The organism is Pseudoflavonifractor sp. BSD2780061688st1 E11 (assembly GCF_005844125.1).
GTDB lineage: Bacteria > Bacillota > Clostridia > Lachnospirales > Lachnospiraceae > Sellimonas > Sellimonas catena.
The window spans coordinates 55,190-77,272 of sequence record NZ_SPHM01000002.1; the positions used below are offsets into that span (position 1 = coordinate 55,190).

Consider the following 22,083-nt stretch of genomic DNA (forward strand, 5'->3'; position numbering starts at 1 on the left):
TGGTATTGAATCTATTATACGTGCTTAAAATGCAGAATGCAACTGTTTTTTACACTGAGGTTTCCTGTTAATTTAAGAAAAAGAGTCCCGCACAATGCGGGACTCTTGATTATCTGTAAACTTTTCCTATACACGTGATAAATATTCCCCTGTACGTGTATCGATCTTAAGCACATCGCCTTCGTTTACGAACAGCGGTACCATAACGGTAGCTCCTGTCTCTACTGTAGCCGGCTTTGTAGCACCTGTTGCAGTGTCACCTTTTACACCCGGCTCAGTTTCTGTTACTGCAAGTTCTGCAAATAACGGCGGTTCTACCGCGAATACTTCTCCCTGATAGGAACAGATCTTCACTTCTTCATTCTCTTTTACAAATTTCAGAGCATCTCCGATGGTCTCCTCATTCAGTGCGATCTGGTCATAAGTCTCGCCGTCCATGAAGTGGTAGAGATCACCATCTGAGTACAGATACTGCATGGTTTTTCTCTCAATGTGAGCTTTCGGGAATTTTTCAGTTGGTCTGAAAGTCTTTTCAACCACACCACCACTTATAACATTTTTTAATTTGGTTCTGACAAACGCTGCTCCTTTTCCTGGTTTTACATGCTGGAATTCCAGAATCTGGTATACGTTTCCGTCAATTTCGACGGTTAAACCGTTTCTAAATTCGCCTGCTGAAATCATCTTTAAATCCTCCTTAAACGAATACGAACGTATTCTTTTCTAATTCTAAACTTTCATTAAGTCTTATTTTATATGATTCCTGTCCTTTTTTCAACTGAAAGTTACGAAAAATACCGTCATCTTACAAATTTCTCTCGTTTTCCGGTATCAGACATGCAGTTTTTCAATAATTTCACGTACCTCTTCCACCTGCATCTGCCCCGGCGCGGATGCTTTTTCATAGGCTGCAAATGTCACAGCCGAACCGTAAAGCTCCCCGCAGAGCCGGCTGATCATTCCTCTTTGCCCCATGGACATTGTAATCACCGGAGTATCCGGATGGAATTTTTTCATAGTCCATGTCGCGTTCAACAGTTCGATAACATCCTGCTCTTCCTTCGGCATAACTGCAATTTTTGCCAGATCAGCACCTGCTTCCTGCATGGCGCACAGTCTTCGGACAATTTCTTCTTCCTGTGGAGTTTTCTCAAAATCGTGGTTGGAAAGCACCGTCCTGACCCCATGTGCTTCTGCCTCCCGGATCAGGCTCTTTACAGTCTCTTCCGTCTTGAAAAACTCGACATCCACCAGGTCAATCAGGCCGGACCGGATCATTGTTCTATTCAGTTCCCGGTAGCGCTCTTCAGAAACCGCCGCACTACCTCCCTCTTCCCTTGTCCGGAATGTAAAAAGCAACGGCATATCCCCCAGAACACTCCGCAGTTTTTCCGCTGTCTGAAGAATATGGCTTTTATTATTCCAGTCCGGATCTGTATCGATGCGCCATTCCGCCAGATCTGCACGGCTTTTCTTTATACCCTCCGCTGTCCGGAGCACAGCCTCCTCGTCACCCATCATCGGAACACATACTTTCGGCTTTCCCCCGCCAATTACAAGATTTCTGATTTTGACCGTTTTCATCGCATTCTCCATTTCTTTTACCAGAGTCTTTCAAAATCCAGCCTTGTAAAAGACTGCGTACCGCATGTATCTTCCCGTATGTAAATCAGATCCAGTCCGTTCTTCTGGAAATTTCCGACAACAAGGTCCATCTGTTTCTGGTCCTCTTCCAAAAGGATAATCGAACTGTAATGCCCTCCGCTTTCCCGGATCTTTCCGATTACCTTGTCCATGGAGCAATGCCTGTCGAACGGTACGACTACCAGTTCCGGTTCTCCATGAATCTCATCCAGACACTGAATCTCTGTAATCTCATACCTGTATTTTAACTGCTTTTTTATAAACTCCAGTATACTCATCATTCTGCCCTCTTTTGTAAATTCTCTTTCCATTATACCCCCCCCCTGAAAAATTTTCGTCAAGTCTTTTCAGAAGGGAAAGTTTTCAGATAAGCTGGCCCGGGCAGGTCAATTTTACACGTGTTTCTTCTTTTCTTTTATATAAAAATGAAGTACGATTTTTTCCAGATAACGTTTCAACACGATCTGGATTTCTTCCTTTGGATGAATCGGACGCACGAGAATATTTCGAATTCCAGTCCTTTTCGCTCCCCATACATCTGTAAACAGCTGGTCTCCTACAAACAAGGTGGTCTCACGGTTTGTTCCCATCAGACTCATGGCTTTCCGGTAGTTTTTCACCGCCGGCTTATGGGCGTTGCAGATATAATGGACACCGATCTCTTCGTTGAACATCTTTACCCGAGGCTCCTGATTGTTCGAGAGCAGACAGCAGGAATATCCCATGCTCTTCAGCTCATGGAACAGCTTTTTGGACCTCTCGTCCGCAGGCGCCCCGTGGGGAACGAGCGTATTATCGATATCAAAAATAATTCCCCTGTATCCTTCTTTATACAGTTTTTCAAAAGGAATGACATAGGTAGATGCCATATATTCATCCGGAAAAAACCGTTCTAACATTCTCTCTCCTCCATACTGTGGATCAGCGCTTCCACTTCCCCGCGTTCCGGCATGGAACGGATCGCCCCTTTTCTCGTTGTAATAATAGCCGCTGCCGCGTTGGCAAATGTCAGCATTTCTTTCAGATCACTTTCGGTAAGCTCTTCAAGTCCATGATCTACAAGATAATTCAGTGCACTTCCGCAGAAAGTATCTCCTGCTCCGGTTGTCTCGATCGTATCACAGGAAAATCCCGGGCATTCCACCCTCATCCCCCGATAATAAGCCCGGCTTCCATCGGCTCCCATGGTCAGAAGCACAAGCGGAATGTGGTACTCCTCTGTCAGCTGACGCACGCCCTCATCATAATCTTCTTTACCGGTAATAAACTGAATCTCATTATCCGAAATTTTCAGAATGTCGCAGAATCCAAGGCCGTACCGGATCTGCTCCTTTGCATTTTCCATGCTGTCCCAGAGAGGCGGTCTTAAATTCGGATCAAAGGAGATCAGCATTCCTGCCTCCTTCGCCGCTTTCAGAGCCTTTTTTGTCGCCTTGCGTACTCCTTCGTGTGTCATGGAAAGAGTCCCGAAATGGAACACTTTTCCTTTCTTCAAAAATTCGGTATCCACTTCATCTTCCGTCAGCATCATATCCGCTCCCGGATTCCGGTAAAAGGAAAAATCTCTGTCTCCGTTTTCCAGTGTGTGAACCAGCGCCAGCGTTGTATGCACTTCGGAATCCATATACAGATGCTCCGTATTGATGCCGGCCTGTTCCAGTGTCTCTTTCAGCCGTAAACCAAACTGGTCCTTTCCTACTTTTCCGATAAAAGCTGTTCTTTTTCCAAGCTTGTTCAGCATGGCAAGCACATTGCACGGCGCGCCTCCCGGACATGCCTCAAACATCTGGTTCCCCTGGCTGCTCATTCCGTTCATTGTAAAATCAATTAACAGTTCACCCAGCGCGATTACATCAAATTCTTTTTCCATAAATCAAGCTACCTCCATCCACTTCTTTTGTTCCCTTTTCGCTTTTTCTATCATAACCAGTTTACTGCATTTTTTCAAGCATTTTCCCGACATCGCCGCAAAACTCATCCCATTTTTCAGGATAGTCTACAAAATACTTCGGACATATCTTTCCGGTAATATCATAGTGGCGGATCAGATCATTTTCTGTAAGTCCGAACTTCAGACAGAGCCATGCAGAAAGTTCTACCATGGAGTCATATGTCGCCTGATTAAATGCTCCCGTTTCATCCGGATGACAGCACTCGATGGAAACGGTATCTCCGTTTCTGCTGTTGGACGCATACGCCACCTCCCAGGTCGGGATGCACTGGACGATCTCACCTTCCAGCCCTACAATAAAATGGCTGCTTGCCTGTGTCAGATGTGTGTCTTTGAGACCCTCAAAATAATCCCGGTTCTGCTGCGCCGTAGCTCCCGGATTGGCAGTATAATGAATGACAATATTCCGGATTCTCGATGTTCCGGTCTCCGGTCTGGAATACGGATTCGGTGTCAGAAGCTCCACCTCCATATCCGGACGATAGGCATCCACAGCCTCTCCTTCCAGCTCTCTGTATCCATTAAAAATCGGTCCTGCCCCGGTAAGTTTCATTCCCCCCAGCACAACCGCCAGGAGGATTAAAATCATAAGACCTGCCTTCAGCAGTCTGTCCGACCCTCTGCTTTTTCTTTTTCTTCTTTGTCTTCTCTTTCGCACGATACTATTCCCCTTTTCTTTTTCCCTCTTTCTATTATAAACAAAAAGGTTCCGGCGTTTTTAAAAATTTTGATTCGAATTTCTTAAGCTTTTCTTATCTTGTTCTCATACCGAAAAAAAGCAAAGGATTCCTCTCGAGGAACTCTCGCGCCGGGCACAGTCGCTTTAGCGACAAACTTCTGCTTTGCGCGCGCGATCCCGCAGAGCGTTTTTGTTTAGCAGGGAACGAAGTTTCCTGTTAAATCAAAAAACCTCCCGCTTCCCATAAAAAGGAAGTCAGGAGGTCTGTTATTTAATTTATCGCATGCCTTTACTCATCAACACTGTAGTTCGGTGCTTCTTTTGTAATATGGATATCATGCGGATGGCTTTCTTTCAAGGAAGCAGCTGTAATCTTAACAAATCTTCCGTTTTCTTTCAGCTCTTCCACTGTCTTTGTTCCACAATATCCCATACCGGAACGAAGTCCGCCCATAAGCTGGAATACCGTATCCTCCACGGTACCTTTATATGCAACACGTCCTTCCACACCTTCCGGTACCAGTTTCTTGGCATCCGTCTGGAAATAACGGTCCTTGCTTCCGTTTTCCATCGCAGCGATCGAGCCCATTCCACGGTAAACCTTGTATTTTCTTCCCTGGAACAGTTCAAATGTTCCAGGACTCTCGTCACATCCTGCAAAGATACTTCCCATCATACATACATTGGCTCCGGCAGCAATCGCTTTCGTCATATCTCCGGAGTACTTGATACCGCCGTCTGCGATAATCGGGATACCGTACTCTTTTGCCGCTTCATAGCAGTTCATGACTGCTGTCACCTGAGGAACACCGATTCCTGCAACGACACGTGTCGTACAGATGGATCCAGGTCCGATTCCGACTTTGACAGCGTCTGCTCCGGCCTCGATCAGCGCTTTTGTCGCTTCCGCTGTTGCAACGTTTCCTGCAATTACCTGCAGATCCGGGAATTTCTCCTTGATCATGCGTACACAGCGGAGCACGTTTGCCGAGTGTCCGTGCGCGGAGTCGAGAACGATCACGTCAACTTTTGCATTGACCAGTGCCTCTACTCTCTCCAGACAGTTGGCTGTGATGCCGACTGCTGCACCGCAGAGAAGACGTCCCTGCTCGTCCTTTGCGGAAAGCGGATATTTGATCTGCTTTTCGATATCCTTTATTGTAATCAGTCCTTTGAGATTAAAATCCTTATCTACAATCGGGAGTTTTTCCTTTCTGGCTTTGGCAAGGATATTCTTTGCCTCCTCCAGAGTGATGCCCTCCTGAGCCGTGATCAGTCCTTCTGAAGTCATGGACTCTTTGATCTTCTTTGAAAAATCTGTCTCAAATTTCAGATCCCGGTTCGTGATAATACCAACCAGTTTTCCGTTTTCTGTGATCGGCACACCGGAAATTCTGAATTTTGCCATCAGATTGTTGGCGTCTTCCAGTGTGTGCTCCGGCGACAGATAAAATGGATCTGTAATAACACCGTTCTCAGAACGTTTTACCTTGTCCACCTCTTCAGCCTGAGCCTCAATCGACATATTCTTATGGATGATTCCGATACCACCCTGGCGTGCCATAGCAATGGCCATACGATGTTCCGTTACCGTATCCATCCCGGCACTCATCATCGGAATATTTAACTGAATCTTCTTTGTCAAGTGTGTAGACAGATCGACCTGATTCGGAATAACCTCCGAATAAGCCGGTACCAGTAATACATCATCAAACGTAATACCTTCTCCAATAATCTTACCCATGACTTCTTTTCCTCTCTTTCTCTGACTGTTTTTGTATTAAATGATATAATACCGAAAAAAATATCTGCTGTCAACTCTTTCTTTTTCTCTATAAAATGACTTTTCTTGGTGCCAGCATCCTCATTCCGTCAAGAATAACCTGCTCCGGTTCAAAAATCACTTTTGTCTGATGTCCGTCTTTGGTAATCACCATTACATAACATCTCGCATTCGGCATATGGGAGCTGAAGTCGAGTACCTTGCCGGTTCTGTACTGGTTGAGCTCTCCTGCTCCAAGCGGCGCAAGCAGATCCATGTCATTGACATTCATGGAAAATACTCTTTTTCTCTTCTGTTTTCCCATGATCTTGTCGATATCCAGATCTCCGTTCACATACAAATACTCATATTCCAGATCCAGTCTCCGGAACATAAAGTAGTCCAGTACAATCATCAGCACCGGAAGAATCAGCAAAAACGGCAACAACAAAACAAAGAAAAAGGAAAGGGCCGTACAAAACACCAGCAGAATCTTAATGATAATGTCTTTCCCTTCCGGTTTCTTTTTGACTAATTGTTCTGTGTAATAATCGCTCATACACGTTTCCTCCATCTGTTTATTCCTAATCAGTATATCATTTCTGATACAAAAAGAAAACTCCTCTTGCGAGGAGTTTTCGAATTTTTTATATTTACATCATACCCATGCCCGGATTTCCTGCTGCTGCCGGTGTTTCTTCTTTGATGTTGGCAACGACAGACTCTGTTGTCAGAAGTGTGGAGGCAACACTCGTCGCATTCTGAAGGGCACTTCTTGTAACCTTTGCAGGGTCAAGAATTCCTTCTGCAACCATGTCTACATACTCTTCTTTGTATGCGTCAAATCCAATGCCCGGCTCTGATTCTTTCACTTTGTTGATAATTACGGAACCTTCCAGTCCGGCGTTTGCCGCAATTCTGTAAAGAGGAGCTTCCAGTGCTTTCATGATAATCTGAGCACCGGTTTTTTCATCCCCTTCCATTTCGGAAACAAGTTTTTCCAGAGCTTTTGTCGCATGTACATATGCAGATCCGCCTCCGGCGATAATTCCTTCTTCTACAGCTGCTCTTGTTGCAGCAAGAGCATCTTCCATACGAAGTTTTGCTTCTTTCATCTCTGTCTCTGTAGCTGCTCCAACCCGGATGACTGCTACACCGCCTGCAAGTTTTGCAAGTCTTTCCTGAAGTTTCTCTTTATCGAAATCAGATGTTGTCTCTTCAATCTGAGCCTTGATCTGCGCGATCCGTGCTTCAATTTCAGATTTCTCTCCCATACCGTCAACGATAGTTGTATTTTCTTTCTGAACTTTTACAGATTTTGCACGGCCAAGCTGATCCAGAGTTGTCTCTTTCAGATCCAGTCCCAGTTCTTCAGAGATTACTTCTCCGCCTGTCAAAATTGCGATATCGCGAAGCATTTCTTTTCTTCTGTCGCCGTATCCCGGAGCTTTCACAGCAACAACATTGAAAGTACCACGCAGTTTGTTTACGATCAGAGTCGTCAGTGCTTCTCCTTCTACATCTTCTGCAATGATAAGAAGTCTTGCCCCCGCCTGAACAACCTGTTCCAGAAGAGGAAGCAGCTCCTGAATATTGGAGATCTTCTTATCTGTAATCAGGATATACGGATCTTCCAGATTTGCTTCCATCTTATCCATGTCCGTTGCCATGTATGCGGAAATATATCCACGGTCAAACTGCATACCTTCTACCAGGTCAAGCTCTGTCTTCATTGTCTTGGATTCTTCGATTGTGATAACACCATCGTTGGAAACTTTTTCCATTGCGTCAGCAACCATGTTTCCTACTTCATCATCACTGGAAGATACAGCGGCAACTCTTGCGATCTGAGCCTTGTCTTTTACTTTGCTGCTCATTTTTGCGATCTCTTCCACTGCGAGGTCAGTTGCCTTTTTCATACCTTTTCTAAGAACAATCGGATTTGCGCCTGCTGCAAGGTTTCTCATACCTTCATGAACCATTGCCTGGGCAAGTACGGTTGCGGTTGTTGTACCATCTCCAGCTACATCGTTTGTCTTGGACGCAACTTCACGAATCAGCTGAGCTCCCATATTTTCAAATGCGTCTTCCAGCTCGATCTCTTTTGCGATTGTCACACCATCGTTTGTGATCAGCGGTGCGCCGAATGATTTGTCAAGTACGACGTTTCTTCCTTTTGGTCCAAGTGTAACTCTGACTGTGTCAGCAAGTTTATTTACGCCTGCTTCAAGCGCTTTTCTGGCTTCTGCTCCATATTTGATTTCCTTAGCCATTTCAAATCCCTCCATAATCTGTTTATTTTAAATATTATTATCTGTCACTCTGAATTTAAGCTTCGATCACTGCGAGGATATCGCTCTGTCTTACGATGATATATTCTACATCGTCAAGCTCTACTTCTGTACCTGCATATTTTGAATAAATGACTTTATCTCCAACAGAAACTTTCATTTCCACTTCTTTCCCATCGACCAGTCCTCCCGGTCCTACCGCGATGACTTCTGCCTGCTGCGGCTTTTCTTTATTCTGTCCCGGAAGCACGATCCCGGATTTGGTTGTTTCTTCTGCTTCCATCTGTTTTAATACAACTCTGTCACTTAATGGTACTAATTTCATGATTGTTCCTCCTTCATTGCCTATCAGTTTATCAGCACTCATTGAACTAGAGTGCTAAAACACTCTAGTAATAAAATAGCACTCTCTATTTTATTTGTCAACATCCATTCTCATTCTTTATAATTCGTTTATAATTCTGTCCGTTTAAACTTTATAAAACCCGTTCTGAATCCGGAATACAACCTGATCCTTCTCCTGGCTGCGGAAACGTTTCCGAATGACTCCTTCGCATCCGAACCGGCCTTCTTTCACTTCAAAAATACATTCATATACAGCATCCAGGGAAAACTCGTCCACATCGCCCCGGCTTGTGTAAAGCGTCATCTCTTCTTGCTGCGGATCATAGTTTTTTATGCGTGTCATATATTTTTTCCGGTTATATTTCTCATCTTTCAAAAATACCTTTTTCATTTGTAAAACAGCAGCTCCGTCCTCGTACATTTTTATTTCTCCTTTCCTAAAAGGGAGCCTCAGAATACTGACGCTCCCTTCTATTTGCATATCCTACTGTTCAATGCCTTTCTATTTTTGCTTTTCTTTTTTTATCTTTTCCAGCTCCGTGAATACGTAGTCGTTCACCACCTTAATATAGGTTCCTTTCATTCCGGAGGATCTGGACTCAATCACGCCTGCGCTTTCGAATTTACGAAGCGCATTTACAATGACAGATCTTGTGATTCCTACTCTGTCCGCGATCTTGCTTGCGACAAGAATTCCCTCCATACCGTCAAGCTCGTCAAAAATATGGATAATCGCTTCCAGCTCTGAAAACGAAAGCGTGCTGATCGCCGACTGAACAATATGTTCTTTTCTCGTCTCCTCTGCATTCTCTTCATTGACAGAACGGAGCATCTCAAGTCCGACTACTGTTGTACCATACTCGCTGAGAATAATATCGTCAATTTCATATTCTTCATCCTGTTTATAAATAAACAGAGTTCCAAGCCGTTCTCCCGCGATCTCAATCGGAGATACAATCGCCTGGTAGCCTTTCGCTGTTTCGGCATCGAATCCCAGTGTCTGGAGGTTGACATTTTCCTTCGTTGATAGAACGCTCAACAGACGTTCGTTCAGCATGGAATCAATATGTCCGCCAACTTCTCCATTAATCAGTTCTGTCAGCGGGCGGATCTCCTCTTTTTTACTGATTCCCAGAACTTTCCCTTTCCTACTTACCACAAGGATATTTGAATTCAGAATTTCCGTAAGCACTTCACATATATCATTGAAAACAACTTTACTGGAATTATTATTGTGAAGCAATTTGTTTATTTTCCTCGTCTTATCCAATAATTGTACACTCATAATTTTCCTCCATTCAAATTCATGACGTTGTTCCATGTAATTGTACGAACAAATTATAGAATATGCGGCTCATATTTTAATATTATCATACAATTTCCATGTTATCAATAAATTTCGGAAATTATTTTTTTTCTTTTTTTTCAACATACCCGCAGGAGGTATCAGAGCATACAAGTTTGTTCCCTTTTTCTACCATATAACTGCCGCATTTCGGGCATTTCCTGTCAGACGGCTTCTGCCAGGACATAAAATCGCATTCCGGATTATTTTCGCATCCGTAGTAGCGTCTTCCTTTTTTGGTCTTCCGGATTACCACATCCTTTCCGCATTTCGGGCAGGATACACCCGCCTTTTCCAGATACGGCTTCGTATTGCGGCATTCCGGAAATCCCGGACATGCCAGGAATTTCCCGTGAGGTCCGTATTTGATGACCATATTCCGTCCGCATTCTTCACAGATAACATCGGTCACCTCATCTTCGATTTTGACTTCCTCAAGCTCTTTTTCCGCTATTTCCACTGCTTCCTCCAGATCCGGATAGAAATTGCTGATTACCGATTTCCACTGCACTTTGCCTTCGGCAACCCGGTCCAGAAGTCCTTCCATATTGGCTGTAAAATTCACATCCACAATACTTGGGAAAGATTTCAGCATCATATTGTTGACTACTTCGCCCAGCTCGGTCAGATAAAGATTTTTATTTTCCTTTGCAACGTAACGTCTTGCAATAATCGTGGAAATTGTCGGAGCATACGTACTAGGCCGTCCGATTCCCAGTTCCTCCAGTGCCTTTACAAGAGACGCCTCTGTGTAGTGTGCCGGCGGCTGCGTAAAGTGCTGCTTCTTTTCAAAATCCTCTTTTGTCAGGACGGACTGTTCATCCAGTCCTTTGAGCAGGACATTGTTCTCTGCCTTTTCTTCATCCGGCTGTACATAAACGGAACGGAATCCGTCAAATGCGATTTTGGATGCTGCAACGGTAAACCGGTAATTGCCCGCGTCAATCTTGACGGAAGTCGTCTCAAATCTCGCCGGCTGCATCTGGCTCGCCGCAAAGCGTTTCCAGATCAGCTGATACAGGCGGAACTGGTCTCTCGAAAGAGACTCTTTGAGAGAAGCCGGTGTTCTGGAAATATCCGTAGGACGGATTGCCTCGTGGGCGTCCTGAATATTTTTTCCCCCGTCCTTTTTCTTTTCTGTGTCCGCTACATATTCTGCACCGTAAACAGAGGAGATATATTCTCTCGCAAGACGCTCCGCTTCCTCGGAAACACGGGTGGAATCCGTACGGAGATAGGTAATGATACCAACCGTTCCCTGACCCTTGATATCAATTCCTTCATATAGCTGCTGGGCAATCCGCATTGTCTTCTGTGTCGCAAAATTCAGTACCTTGGATGCTTCCTGCTGCAGGGTACTGGTAGTAAACGGAAGCGGAGACTTCTGGGTGCGCTCTCCTTTTCTGACCTCTGCAACATGAAAATCGGCATTCTCAAGTTCTTTTTCTATCTTCTGTTCTTCTTCGGCAGAACGAATCACTATTTTTTCTGTTTTCGTCCCATAGAATTTGGCACGCAGAGGCTTTTTCTCTCCCTGTACCTTTAAAACCGCGTCCAGCGTCCAGTACTCTTCCGGTATAAACGCATCAATCTCCGCCTCTCTATCCGCAATAATCCGAAGCGCCACAGACTGTACCCGGCCTGCACTTAAGCCGCGTTTTACCTTCTTCCAGAGCAAAGGGCTGATTCTATATCCTACAATCCTGTCAAGCGCCCTTCTCGCCTGCTGTGCGTCAACCAGATTCATATCGATTTCCCGGGCGTTCTTGATGGACTCCTTGACTGCGTTCTTTGTGATCTCGTTAAAACTGATACGGTAAACCTTTTTCCCTTCCAGTTTCAGCGCCTTGGTCAGATGCCATGAAATTGCTTCTCCTTCACGGTCAGGGTCAGTCGCAAGATAAATCTTGTCCGCCTTTTTGACCTCTTTGCGAAGCTGCGCAAGGATCTCTCCTTTTCCGCGAATAGTAATATACTTTGGTTCAAAATCGTGCTCTACATCAATACCGAGCTGGCTTTTCGGCAGATCGCGCACATGTCCCTGGGATGCCATCACCACATAATTGCTTCCCAGAAATTTTTTGATCGTTTTTACTTTCGCAGGTGACTCCACAATCACCAGATAACGTGCCATAATACCTATTCCTCCATCCAACTTCAAATCTTACTTCAATCGGATATAATCATTTTTTGAGACTTCCTGGATCCATCCATTCATCTCCAGATTCAACAGCGCTTCCATGATTTCACCTCTCGGAAGCGATAACTGATCCTCGATTTCCTGTATATTTTTAGGCTCCAAACTCAGAACACTATACAACAATTTTTCAGGACTTTCAAGCATTATTTCATTTTCGTTTAAATTTTTAACCGGATTTTTACAGAATTCTATGAGTGATTTCTGCAATTTATACGGCAAATCACAAAGGAATTCCTCCGGTGAAACCAAAATACCAGCGCCCTGCCGGATCAGCTGGTGGCACCCCCGGCTCAAGTCACTGGTCACAGGCCCCGGAAGGGCATATACGTCTTTTCCCTGTTCCAGCGCAAAGTCAGCCGTGATTAAAGAGCCGCTCCTTTTTCTTGCCTCCATTACAAGAACCACATCGGCAAGCCCGCTGATGATCCTGTTCCTTGGAGGAAAATTACGGGCAAGCGGCGGTGTTCCAGGCGGATATTCCGAGAGGATCCTTCCGTCTTCCCAAAGTCTCTGATAAAGCCTTTGATTGTCTTTCGGGTAACAGACATCCACTCCGGAACCAAGCACTGCACAATGCCCTTTCCCTTCCAGCAGCGCTCCTTCCAGTCCTGCAGCATCGATTCCTCTTGCCATGCCGCTGATGATGTTCATTCCGGCTTTTGCCAGTTCTCTCCCATACTCATATGTCATCTGCCTGCCGTATGCGCTTGCCTCTCTTGCTCCTACAATTGCCGCAGTCACACCCTCAAAGGCAAAACATTCCTTCCCGGCTCCGAACAGTACATAGGGTGGCTGCGCGATCCGGGAAAGCTTTTCCGGATAGGCACTGTCTGTCCAGTATGTAAGCTTGATCCCCTTTTTCCTGGCCTTTTCCCAGACTCTTTTCCGTTCATCCAGAACTGCCTCCTTCTGATGCTCTTTGAGAGCTGCTTTCTCCTTTTCCGTTAAAAACCAGCATGATTTCCGTCCTGTTTCTTCTATATAATAGACTGCTTTCGCACAGCCGAATGTCTCCTGCAGGAGTCTTTTTTTGGAAGATGAAATTCCCTGGATACATGCCAGCCAGAATACAAACTCCTCTTCTTTACTCATCTTTTCTGATTCCCCCATATTGTCTGGTCTACCATCCGGTAACTGATTGCTTCCGCAAGATGATTCGTACGGATCTGTCCGCTTCCTTCCAGATCCGCAATGGTCCGCGCTACTTTCAGTGTCTTGTAGTAGGTGCGGGCTGTCAGATTCAGGCGTTCAAACGCGCGTTCAATCATCTGCTTCTCTTTTTCTTCTAAACAGCAGAATTCCTCGATTTCCTTCCGTCCCATTCTGCTGTTTGTCAACATCTCCCTTTCCCGATACCTTTTCTTCTGGATTTTCCTGGCCCGAAGCACTCTTTCCCGGATTGTTCCGGAAGATTCTTCCTGCTTTTCGCATGTCAGCTCCCCGTAGGAAATTTTCGGCGTCTCGATACAAATATCCATCCTGTCCAAAAACGGCTGACTGACCTTGCCAAGATACCGGTGAATCTCGCCGGGTGTACAGCGGCAGCGCTCCAGATCCGGATAGTTTCCGCACGGACACGGGTTCATAGCTGCAGCAACCAGTACATCCGCCGGAAAGATGTAAGTGCCTTTTTTTCTTGTTATCCGTACCTGCTTTGTCTCCAGAGGCTCTCTCAGCGCATCCAGCACCGTTCTCTGATACTCGGAAAGCTCATCCAGAAAAAGAATTCCCCCATGGGCAAGGCTTAATTCTCCCGGTGTCGGATATCTGCCGCCTCCAAGAAGTGCTGCTTTTGTTACCGTATGGTGGACTTCCCGGTACGGCGGCCGGATAAGCAGCGGCTGCGCTTCATCTAAAAGTCCTGCTGCACTGTAGATCGTCGTTACCTCCATCCCGGTCCTGGCGTCCAGATCCGGCAAAATGGTCTGAAGCCGCTGTGCCGCCATGGTTTTTCCCGAACCCGGCGGGCCAAGATATAAAATGTTATGACCTCCTGCGGCAGCCACTTCCGAAGCTCGTTTCAGACCACTTTGACCCTTTATATCCGCAAAGTCAAGCTCACTTTTGTCTCTGTCACGCACTTTTGCCGCCTGCTGCTTTCTGACCGGCCGTTCCCCTGTTTCAAGAAAATTCCATACTTCGGAAAGCGTGGCGGCTCCAACCACCTCGATTCCCGAAACCAGCTTCCCTTCTGTCTCATTTTCCCACGGTACGACACAGATCTCGTATCCATTTTCTCTGGCATAAGAAACAATCGGCAGGATACCTCTTACCTTCCGTATTCTGGCATCCAGGCTCAGTTCGCCAATGAAAAGGACCCTCTTTTCACACCGGTCCATAATACTCCCCGCCGACAAAGCAAGGGCCACCGCAATCGGAAGATCAAATGAGGCACCTGTCTTTCGAATGTCTGCCGGCGACAGGTTGACCACCATCCTCTGGGGCTGCAGACGCGCCCTTGTATGGCGGATCGCTGTCCGGACACGTTCTCCAGCCTCTTTTACTTCGGACGAAAGATACCCTACCATGTGAAAAACCGGAAGGCCGCTCCCTGTATCAGCCTCCACGCAGACTTCTCTCACCGTCAGTCCATCCATCACTGCTGATTTTACCATTGCAAATCCCATATTTCTTTTTCTGATTTTCCCGTTGAAATACCCAGGTGAATCCCTGTTTCTGCCGGAACCGGCATGTGAATTTTCAGATCTTTGCTTTCATGGTAGTCCCTTCGTCCCTAAATGTCAATTCTTATTTTGGAAAAGCACAAAAAATCCTACATTCTCATAAACTGATAGCAAACATGTTAAGAGGTGCGTATTCCCTTGAAATCATTTCCACAGCCCCTCACTGCCGACGAAGAACAGTATTATATGCAGAAGTATACAGAGGGAGATCTGGAAGCAAAATACATCCTGATTGAACATAATCTGCGCCTTGTAGCACATGTGGTCAAAAAATACCAGCATCTTTCCGAAGATACCGAGGACCTGATCTCCATCGGAACCATCGGACTGATCAAAGCTGTCATGACATTCAATCCGGACAAAGGCGTACGTCTTGCCACCTATGCCGCCCGCTGTATTGAAAATGAACTTTTGATGCTGATGCGCTCCCGGAAAAAAGTATCCGGGGAGGTTTCCCTCTACGAACCCATCGGAACTGACAAGGAGGGAAACGAAATCCGTCTTTTTGACATTATGGAATCCGAGGCACGGGAAGTGGATGAGCAGATCACACTCCAGGATGATATTGGAAAACTATATCAAAAAGTAGAATCCGAACTTTCTCAAAGAGAACGTCTGGTGCTGAAACTTCGTTACGGTCTCTACAACGAGGAAATCCTGACACAGCGTGAAATCGCGAAAAGGCTTGGCATCTCCAGATCCTACGTCTCCCGGATTGAGAAGAGCGCTATCGAAAAACTCCGTCTCTTCTTTGAGGATTAAAAAAACACGGCGTTTTCTGCCGTGTTTTACATACTATGTCTTCTTTATTCTTCTTTTTTCCTCAGAAGGTCGTATCTGGATGCTTCCCTGTCAAGCTTCACCCACAAAAGCTGTCTGGCGTGCGGGGCAGATTCCTGACTTTGCATTTCGCTGTCATAGATTGCAAGGACTTTCGTCTTCACATCGCTTCCATCCGGCTTCATGATCCCAATCTCCTCACCTACAGAGAATTTATTTTTCTGTTCCAGCCGGATGAGACCGTCCTTTATCTCGTCTACAATACCAAGATACGTATAATTTTTCAGATAGGTATTGTTATCGTAAATCTGCGCCTCTTCATTCGGCTTTCCGAAGAAGAAGCCTGTTGTAAATTTGCGGTAGGTACAGTTTGCGATCTGCTCTTTGTACCAGTCCATATGTTCCTCGTAAAGCTCCGGGCTCTCCTGATAGTCATCGATCGCTTTCCGGTAGGTCCGTGCCACAGTGGCTACATAGAGAGCCGTCTTCATTCTTCCCTCGATTTTGAAACTGTCGATCCCGGCTTCCATCAATTCCGGAATGTGCTCAATCATGCACAGATCCTTGGAATTAAAAATGTAGGTTCCACGTTCATTTTCATAAACCGGCATGTATTCGCCCGGTCTTGTCTCTTCCATGATGGAATATTTCCATCTGCACGGATGGGTGCATGCCCCCTGATTCGCGTCCCGGCCGGTAAAATAATTGCTCAGAAGGCAGCGGCCGGAATAGGAAATACACATTGCCCCGTGAATAAATGTTTCGATCTCAAGGTCATCCGGAATGTGCTCACGGATCTCCCGGATTTCATCCAAAGACAACTCTCTTGCCGTCACAACCCTCTCCGCTCCCTGGTGATGCCAGAAGAGGTAGGTACCATAGTTTGTATTGTTCGCCTGTGTACTGATATGGCGCGGAATCTCAGGACAGACCTCCTTTGCGATCTCAAACACTCCCGGATCTGCAATGATCAGTGCATCCGGTCCAATTTCCTTTAATTCCTGAAAATATGCCCGTACGCCCTCAAGGTCTGCATTGTGCGCAAGAATATTGGCTGTCACATAGACTTTCACCTGATGTTCATGCGCAAAGGCAATTCCTTCTTTCATGTCTTCCATGGAAAAATTTTTCGCTTTCGCACGAAGGCCAAAGGCCTCTCCACCGATATATACGGCATCTGCCCCGAAAATCACTGCGGTTTTCAGCACTTCCAGGCTGCTCGCCGGCACTAATAATTCCGGATGACGCATTTTTGTTCACTCCTTCTTTACACTGACAGACGCCCCGTCCCCGATTGGCACGACAGCTGTCTCCAGTCTTTCGTCATGTTTTAAAAGATAGAGATACTCTCTCATTCTACTGTGGATCGTCCGGTCACGCCGCTCCACAGCAAACCGGGATTCCATAATTCCGCCGTCCTGAAGGACATTGTCCGAGATCAGCATCCCGTCCTTGTTTAAAAGCCGCATCACTTCCGGAAAATAGGCAATATACTGTGCCTTCGCTGCGTCGACAAAGATCATGTCATACGGTTCTTCCAGTGTCTTTAAGATCTCCATCGCATCCCCTTTCAGAAGATGAATCTGCTCTTCTTTTCCGGCTCTTTTGATATTTTCTTCAGCTTTCTGAATCCGCTTTTCATAATTTTCGATCGTATCGATTCTGCATCCGTTTCCAGCATACTCGCTCATGAGCAGTGCCGAAAACCCGACCGCGGCACCGATCTCCAGAATCCGTTCTGGCCTTTTCAAAAGCAGAAGCACTTTTAAAAAGCTCTGCATTTCCTTTCTGATAATCGGAACCCGCTCTTTAAGTGCTTCCTGCTCAATCATTTCCAGTATTTCGCTGTTTCGTGTTTCCAGTGAACGGATGTAATCTACGATCCTCTCATCCACTATCATCCGTTTTGTCCCTTTCCCGCCTATACATTGACGTCCATAATGATCGGAAGAATCATCGGTCTTCTCTTTGTTCTCTTCCAGATAAACTCATTCATGGTATCACGGATTACAAGTTTGATTTTGCTCCAGTCTGCGTTACGGCTGCTTAAGCATCCCTCCAGAGCGACACCAAGCACCTCTTTCGCCTCTTCCATCAGCCCTTCGGATTCCCGTACATAGACAAATCCGCGGGACACAATATCCGGTCCGGCCAGCAGCTGGTTTGTTCCTTTTGCAAGGGTCAGAACAACGATCAGGATTCCGTCCTCTGCCAGATGCTGGCGGTCTCTTAACACAATATTTCCCACATCGCCGACGCCAAGTCCATCGACAAGGATCGCTCCCGTCTGCACATGGTCAGCAATCTTTGCACCCTTGTCATCCAGCTCCAGCACGTCTCCGGCATGGAGAATGAAAATGTTTTCCTTCGGAATTCCAAGCTGCTCCGCAATCCCTGCATTTGCTTTCATATGGCGGTACTCTCCATGTACCGGAATCGCATATTTCGGCTTCACAAGAGAATAGATCAGTTTCAGTTCTTCCTGGCAGGCATGTCCGGATACATGGGCATCCTGGAAGATCACATTTGCCCCTTTTGCAGAGAGCTCATTGATCACTCTCGATACAGACTTCTCATTTCCCGGGATCGGGTTGGAACTGAAAATAACCGTATCTCCCGGCATAATGGTCACTTTTTTATGAATATCCGCTGCCATGCGGGAAAGTGCCGCCATGGACTCTCCCTGGCTTCCTGTCGTAATCAGAACCGTCTTCTCCGGAGGATAGTTTTTCAGCTTGTCAATCTCGATCAGTGTATTCTTTGGAATGTCCAGATATCCCAGTTCCGCGGCGGTAGAGATGATATTGACCATGCTCCGTCCTTCCACGACAACTTTTCTGCCATATTTGTAAGCAGAGTTGATAATCTGCTGCACACGGTCCACGTTCGATGCAAACGTCGCGATAATAATTCTCGTATTAGTGTGCTCCGCAAAAATATGGTCAAATGTCCGTCCGACCGTACGTTCAGACTGGGTAAATCCCGGCCGCTCCGCATTGGTGCTGTCCGACATCAGCGCCAGTACGCCTTTCTTTCCAATCTCGGCAAAGCGCTGCAGATCAATCGCGTCACCGAATACCGGCGTGTAATCCACCTTAAAGTCTCCCGTATGAACAACAATCCCCGCCGGTGAGTAAATGGCAAGCGCAGACGCATCCTGAATGCTGTGGTTTGTTTTGATAAATTCAATTCGGAATTTCCCGAGATTAATAGACTGGCCGTGGCGTACGACTTTCCGCTTCGTACTCCTCATCAGATTGTGTTCTTTTAACTTGTTTTCGATAATGCCCATCGTAAGTTTTGTCGTGTAAATTGGAAGATTAAGTTCTTTCAATACATACGGCAGCGCTCCGATATGGTCTTCATGTCCGTGGGTAATCACAAACCCTTTCACTTTTGAAATATTATCTCTTAAATAGGTGACATCCGGTATCACAAGATCAATTCCCAGCATGTCGTCCTCCGGGAATGCAAGACCGCAGTCTACCACAATAATACTGTCTTCATATTCGAAGGCAGTAATGTTCATTCCGATCTGCTCCAGTCCGCCTATCGGAATGATACGCAATTTTGAATTGTTCGTTTTTTTCAAATCTACACCTCCATGATTTTATTTTCCGTCCATTCATTCTCTGACTGGTAATAAGATCCGCAAAAAGCTACAGTTCGATCCCCACATCTTCCAGAAGTTCTTCAAACACTTTCGATACTGCCTGAAGTTCCACTTCGTCTTCTACGATCTCATACAGGGAGTCCTCCCCTTCGCTATTGCTTTTATCTTTTAAAATCAGACATTCCGCATCTCCCTCTTCTTTATCCGTCACAAGAATATAGGAAATTCCCCTGATTTTTGTCTGTTCCAAAACATAGAATGCTGCCGGCTGATCCGAACCTTCCGGCATAAACATAATTTTCTCCATTCTAAACTCCTCTCATACCAACGGAATCCAGATATCCCTGCAGTATGAAAACTGCTGCAATTTTATCTATATAGAGTTTCCTGTTTTCCCGGCGCACGCCGCTTTCCATCAGTACTTTCTCAGCAGAGACTGTCGTGAGCCTCTCATCCCATAATTCCACCTCAAGCCCGGTCCGTCTCTCAAGCATTTCCTTAAACGCGAGTGTCTTCTCGGCACGCTCTCCGATATCATTATTCATGTGTTTCGGGAATCCAAGCACAATTTTTTCCACCTTAAAATCTCCGGCAAGTGTCTCGATCCTCGCCAGTGTCTTTCTCAGCTTGTTCTCCTGCGTCCTAGTAATTGTTTCGACCCCCTGGGCAGTCAGACCTAAAGGATCGCTCACAGCGACTCCTACGGTCTTCGCGCCAAAGTCCAATCCCATTACTCTCATCGTTACTCCCAGCCATTGTGCTCAATATATGCTTTGAGCATCTCTTCGACCAGTTCATCTCGTTCCATCTTCATGACAAGACTTCTTGCACCGTTATGGCTTGTGATATAAGTCGGGTCTCCGGACATGATATAACCAACCATCTGGTTGACCGGATTGTATCCTTTCTCACGCAAAGCCTTATAAACGATCTCAAGAATATCCTTTGCCTGAATCTGCGGGCCCTGGCCCACCTGGAAAAACTGTGTGTTTGATAAATCTTTCATCGTTGCGACCTCCAATACTACTACTCTATTCTAATATAATCCCATCTAAAATTCAATCCATAATTTGAGAATGATTCTCAATGGTCATTTCCAGAATCTGATTTTCCCTCGTATTATCAGCCTTTACCGCAACTTTTACATATTCTTTTGTAAGGCCCGTCCGGTAAAGGACCCCGTCTTTTTCAAAGGTTTCCTCCAGAAGGACTTCTACCTGCTTTCCGATCATCTGATCTTCAAACTCTTTCTTTTTCTTTTTACAGAGATCAAGCAGGATCTGGCTTCTTTCCGCCTTTTTCTGTTCCGGCACCTGGTCCGGCATGGACGCCGCCTTTGTACCGTTTCTTCTGGAGTACTTAAACACATGAGTCTCATAAAATCCGACTTTTTCAATAAACGCCCTGGTCGTCTCGAACTCCTCCTGCGTCTCTCCCGGGAAGCCTACAATAACATCCGTTGTAATCGCCGGATGCTCAAAATACGTTCTTAAAATACCGCATTTTTCATAGTATTCTCTGCTCGTATAGTGTCTGTTCATTCTCTTTAGCGTTGCATCGCAGCCGCTCTGCATGGACAGATGGAAATGCGGGCAGACCTTTGGAAGCTTTGCAAGTTCTTTTGCGAATTTTTCTGTAATAATTCTCGGCTCGATCGAGCTTAAGCGTATTCTCCTGATTCCTTCTACTTTATGGATCTGCTGAATCAGGTAGAGAAGATCTTTTTTTTCTCCCTCCATAGTCACCCAGGAATCCAGATCCATCTTCGGATTCACAAAATCCACCCCGTAGGAACTTGCATGAATTCCGGTCAGAACTACTTCCTGATAGCCGGCATCCGCAAGCCGTTCCACTTCTTTTACGATTTCCTCCGGTTGTCTGCTGCGGATCCTGCCCCGCACATACGGGATAATACAGTACGTGCAGAACTGGTTGCATCCGTCCTGAATCTTGATGTAGGCTCTCGTATGGTCTCCGGCTGAATCCACGTAGAGTTCTTCAAACTCGCCGGTATGATTGATATCAATCACCGCCTTTATATCCTCATGCTGTTCATGTGCATGGAGAAGGCTGATCAGATTCTTTTTCTGATTGTTCCCGATCAGAATGTCGATTCCCTCAATCGCCTGTCCCGCTTCTTCCTGTGCCTGGACGTAGCATCCTGCCGCCACTATCACCGCCTCCGGATTCAGCTTTCTTGCACGGTGGAGCATCTGTCTGGATTTTCTGTCAGCAATATTTGTCACTGTGCAGGTATTGATTACATAAACATCCGCCTTCTCATGAAAAGGGACAATCTCATATCCATCTTCTTCAAGAAGTTTCTGCATGGCCTCTGTCTCATATCCGTTTACTTTGCATCCGAGATTATGAAGTGCCGCTTTTTTCATTTTTTCCTCAGTCCTTTTCTAAAATTTTATAAAATATGACGAAATTTCTTCCATTTCTTTGGCAAGTTGTTTCTTGACTTTTTAATTGTACTATCATAAGATATTGATATAAACAAAGAGAGAGGAGTGTGTTTCCAATGAAAACAGTAAAGATTTCATTAAACTCGATTGACAAAGTAAAATCATTTGTAAACGACATTACAAAATTTGATTACGATTTCGATTTAGTATCCGGCAGATACGTAATCGACGCAAAGTCCATTATGGGTATCTTCAGCCTGGATTTATCTAAACCGATTGATTTAAACATTCACGCTGATGCTGGCGTTGATGAAGTTTTAGAAGTTTTAAAACCTTATCTTGTTTAGATGAAATCGAATCCCCCACGTTGAGCGCGGG

The 22,083-nt window shown here is 45.6% G+C and carries 24 protein-coding genes; 2 read left to right on the forward strand and 22 right to left on the reverse strand.

Annotated features, from left to right (window positions below):
• Positions 1–126 precede the first annotated feature (126 nt).
• From efp to FGQ85_RS01240, 15 genes are all read right to left on the reverse strand, one after another.
• Positions 127–684: an elongation factor P gene (gene efp, locus FGQ85_RS01170; RefSeq protein ID WP_087168190.1), complete on the reverse strand. Its 558-nt coding sequence runs from the start codon at positions 682–684 to the stop codon at positions 127–129.
• A gap of 147 nt (positions 685–831) precedes the next feature.
• Complete coding sequence (gene aroD, locus FGQ85_RS01175) at positions 832–1,584, reverse strand: type I 3-dehydroquinate dehydratase (RefSeq protein WP_138372442.1); 753 nt, start codon at positions 1,582–1,584, stop codon at positions 832–834.
• Positions 1,585–1,601: 17 nt separating this feature from the next.
• Complete coding sequence (locus tag FGQ85_RS01180; protein ID WP_087252762.1) at positions 1,602–1,955, reverse strand: hypothetical protein; 354 nt, start codon at positions 1,953–1,955, stop codon at positions 1,602–1,604.
• Between the two features lie 81 nt (positions 1,956–2,036).
• Positions 2,037–2,543, reverse strand: a complete 507-nt coding sequence (locus tag FGQ85_RS01185; RefSeq protein WP_087168193.1) for a YqeG family HAD IIIA-type phosphatase — start codon at positions 2,541–2,543, stop codon at positions 2,037–2,039.
• Positions 2,537–3,514, reverse strand: coding sequence for a PfkB family carbohydrate kinase (locus FGQ85_RS01190; RefSeq protein WP_087168194.1), 978 nt, complete (start codon positions 3,512–3,514; stop codon positions 2,537–2,539). Before FGQ85_RS01190 ends, FGQ85_RS01185 begins: the two co-directional genes overlap by 7 nt.
• A 61-nt stretch (positions 3,515–3,575) precedes the next feature.
• A complete protein-coding gene (locus FGQ85_RS01195; protein WP_087168283.1) occupies positions 3,576–4,184 on the reverse strand; it encodes a peptidoglycan recognition family protein in 609 nt (202 codons plus the stop codon).
• A 379-nt stretch (positions 4,185–4,563) separates the two neighbouring features.
• A complete protein-coding gene (guaB, locus tag FGQ85_RS01200; RefSeq protein ID WP_118635934.1) occupies positions 4,564–6,018 on the reverse strand; it encodes an IMP dehydrogenase in 1,455 nt (484 codons plus the stop codon).
• 88 nt (positions 6,019–6,106) lie between these two features.
• Entirely contained in the window at positions 6,107–6,595 is a 489-nt protein-coding gene (locus FGQ85_RS01205; protein ID WP_138372443.1) for a DUF6106 family protein, read from the reverse strand.
• 94 nt (positions 6,596–6,689) lie between these two features.
• Positions 6,690–8,309, reverse strand: a complete 1,620-nt coding sequence (gene groL, locus FGQ85_RS01210) for a chaperonin GroEL (RefSeq protein ID WP_087168197.1) — start codon at positions 8,307–8,309, stop codon at positions 6,690–6,692.
• Between the two features lie 55 nt (positions 8,310–8,364).
• Positions 8,365–8,652 (reverse strand): co-chaperone GroES, encoded by a 288-nt coding sequence (locus FGQ85_RS01215; protein ID WP_087168198.1) that lies wholly within the window; start codon positions 8,650–8,652, stop codon positions 8,365–8,367.
• Between the two features lie 144 nt (positions 8,653–8,796).
• Positions 8,797–9,093: a hypothetical protein gene (locus FGQ85_RS01220; protein ID WP_087168199.1), complete on the reverse strand. Its 297-nt coding sequence runs from the start codon at positions 9,091–9,093 to the stop codon at positions 8,797–8,799.
• Positions 9,094–9,174: 81 nt separating this feature from the next.
• Positions 9,175–9,957 carry a GTP-sensing pleiotropic transcriptional regulator CodY gene (codY, locus tag FGQ85_RS01225; protein WP_087168200.1) on the reverse strand — a complete coding sequence of 261 codons (783 nt, stop codon included), beginning with the start codon at positions 9,955–9,957 and terminating at the stop codon, positions 9,175–9,177.
• Positions 9,958–10,078: 121 nt separating this feature from the next.
• On the reverse strand, positions 10,079–12,151 hold the full coding sequence (gene topA / locus FGQ85_RS01230) for a type I DNA topoisomerase (protein WP_087252764.1): 2,073 nt from the start codon (positions 12,149–12,151) through the stop codon (positions 10,079–10,081).
• A 30-nt stretch (positions 12,152–12,181) separates the two neighbouring features.
• A complete protein-coding gene (dprA, locus tag FGQ85_RS01235) occupies positions 12,182–13,309 on the reverse strand; it encodes a DNA-processing protein DprA (protein WP_243128460.1) in 1,128 nt (375 codons plus the stop codon).
• Complete coding sequence (locus FGQ85_RS01240) at positions 13,306–14,844, reverse strand: YifB family Mg chelatase-like AAA ATPase (RefSeq protein WP_087168203.1); 1,539 nt, start codon at positions 14,842–14,844, stop codon at positions 13,306–13,308. Before FGQ85_RS01240 ends, dprA begins: the two co-directional genes overlap by 4 nt.
• A 195-nt stretch (positions 14,845–15,039) precedes the next feature.
• On the opposite strand from FGQ85_RS01240, the gene sigK reads away from it, so the two are divergent.
• The gene (gene sigK, locus FGQ85_RS01245) at positions 15,040–15,663 is read left to right on the forward strand and encodes an RNA polymerase sporulation sigma factor SigK (RefSeq protein ID WP_087168204.1); all 624 of its coding nucleotides are present in this window, start codon (positions 15,040–15,042) and stop codon (positions 15,661–15,663) included.
• Between the two features lie 44 nt (positions 15,664–15,707).
• Here the strand turns inward: sigK and FGQ85_RS01250 are convergent, their stop codons facing one another.
• From FGQ85_RS01250 to mtaB, 7 genes are all read right to left on the reverse strand, one after another.
• A complete protein-coding gene (locus tag FGQ85_RS01250) occupies positions 15,708–16,931 on the reverse strand; it encodes a U32 family peptidase (protein WP_138372445.1) in 1,224 nt (407 codons plus the stop codon).
• Between the two features lie 6 nt (positions 16,932–16,937).
• Positions 16,938–17,582 (reverse strand): O-methyltransferase, encoded by a 645-nt coding sequence (locus FGQ85_RS01255; RefSeq protein WP_087168206.1) that lies wholly within the window; start codon positions 17,580–17,582, stop codon positions 16,938–16,940.
• A gap of 20 nt (positions 17,583–17,602) precedes the next feature.
• The gene (locus FGQ85_RS01260; protein ID WP_087252767.1) at positions 17,603–19,273 is read right to left on the reverse strand and encodes a ribonuclease J; all 1,671 of its coding nucleotides are present in this window, start codon (positions 19,271–19,273) and stop codon (positions 17,603–17,605) included.
• Between the two features lie 67 nt (positions 19,274–19,340).
• Positions 19,341–19,601 carry a DUF1292 domain-containing protein gene (locus tag FGQ85_RS01265; protein ID WP_087168208.1) on the reverse strand — a complete coding sequence of 87 codons (261 nt, stop codon included), beginning with the start codon at positions 19,599–19,601 and terminating at the stop codon, positions 19,341–19,343.
• A 1-nt stretch (position 19,602) separates the two neighbouring features.
• Positions 19,603–20,034 (reverse strand): Holliday junction resolvase RuvX, encoded by a 432-nt coding sequence (gene ruvX, locus FGQ85_RS01270; protein WP_087168209.1) that lies wholly within the window; start codon positions 20,032–20,034, stop codon positions 19,603–19,605.
• 2 nt (positions 20,035–20,036) lie between these two features.
• The gene (locus FGQ85_RS01275; RefSeq protein ID WP_087168210.1) at positions 20,037–20,300 is read right to left on the reverse strand and encodes an IreB family regulatory phosphoprotein; all 264 of its coding nucleotides are present in this window, start codon (positions 20,298–20,300) and stop codon (positions 20,037–20,039) included.
• A gap of 52 nt (positions 20,301–20,352) precedes the next feature.
• Positions 20,353–21,684: a tRNA (N(6)-L-threonylcarbamoyladenosine(37)-C(2))-methylthiotransferase MtaB gene (gene mtaB, locus FGQ85_RS01280; protein WP_087168211.1), complete on the reverse strand. Its 1,332-nt coding sequence runs from the start codon at positions 21,682–21,684 to the stop codon at positions 20,353–20,355.
• Positions 21,685–21,821: 137 nt separating this feature from the next.
• On the opposite strand from mtaB, the gene FGQ85_RS01285 reads away from it, so the two are divergent.
• Positions 21,822–22,052 carry an HPr family phosphocarrier protein gene (locus FGQ85_RS01285; protein ID WP_087168212.1) on the forward strand — a complete coding sequence of 77 codons (231 nt, stop codon included), beginning with the start codon at positions 21,822–21,824 and terminating at the stop codon, positions 22,050–22,052.
• The last annotated feature ends 31 nt before the right edge of the window (positions 22,053–22,083 follow it).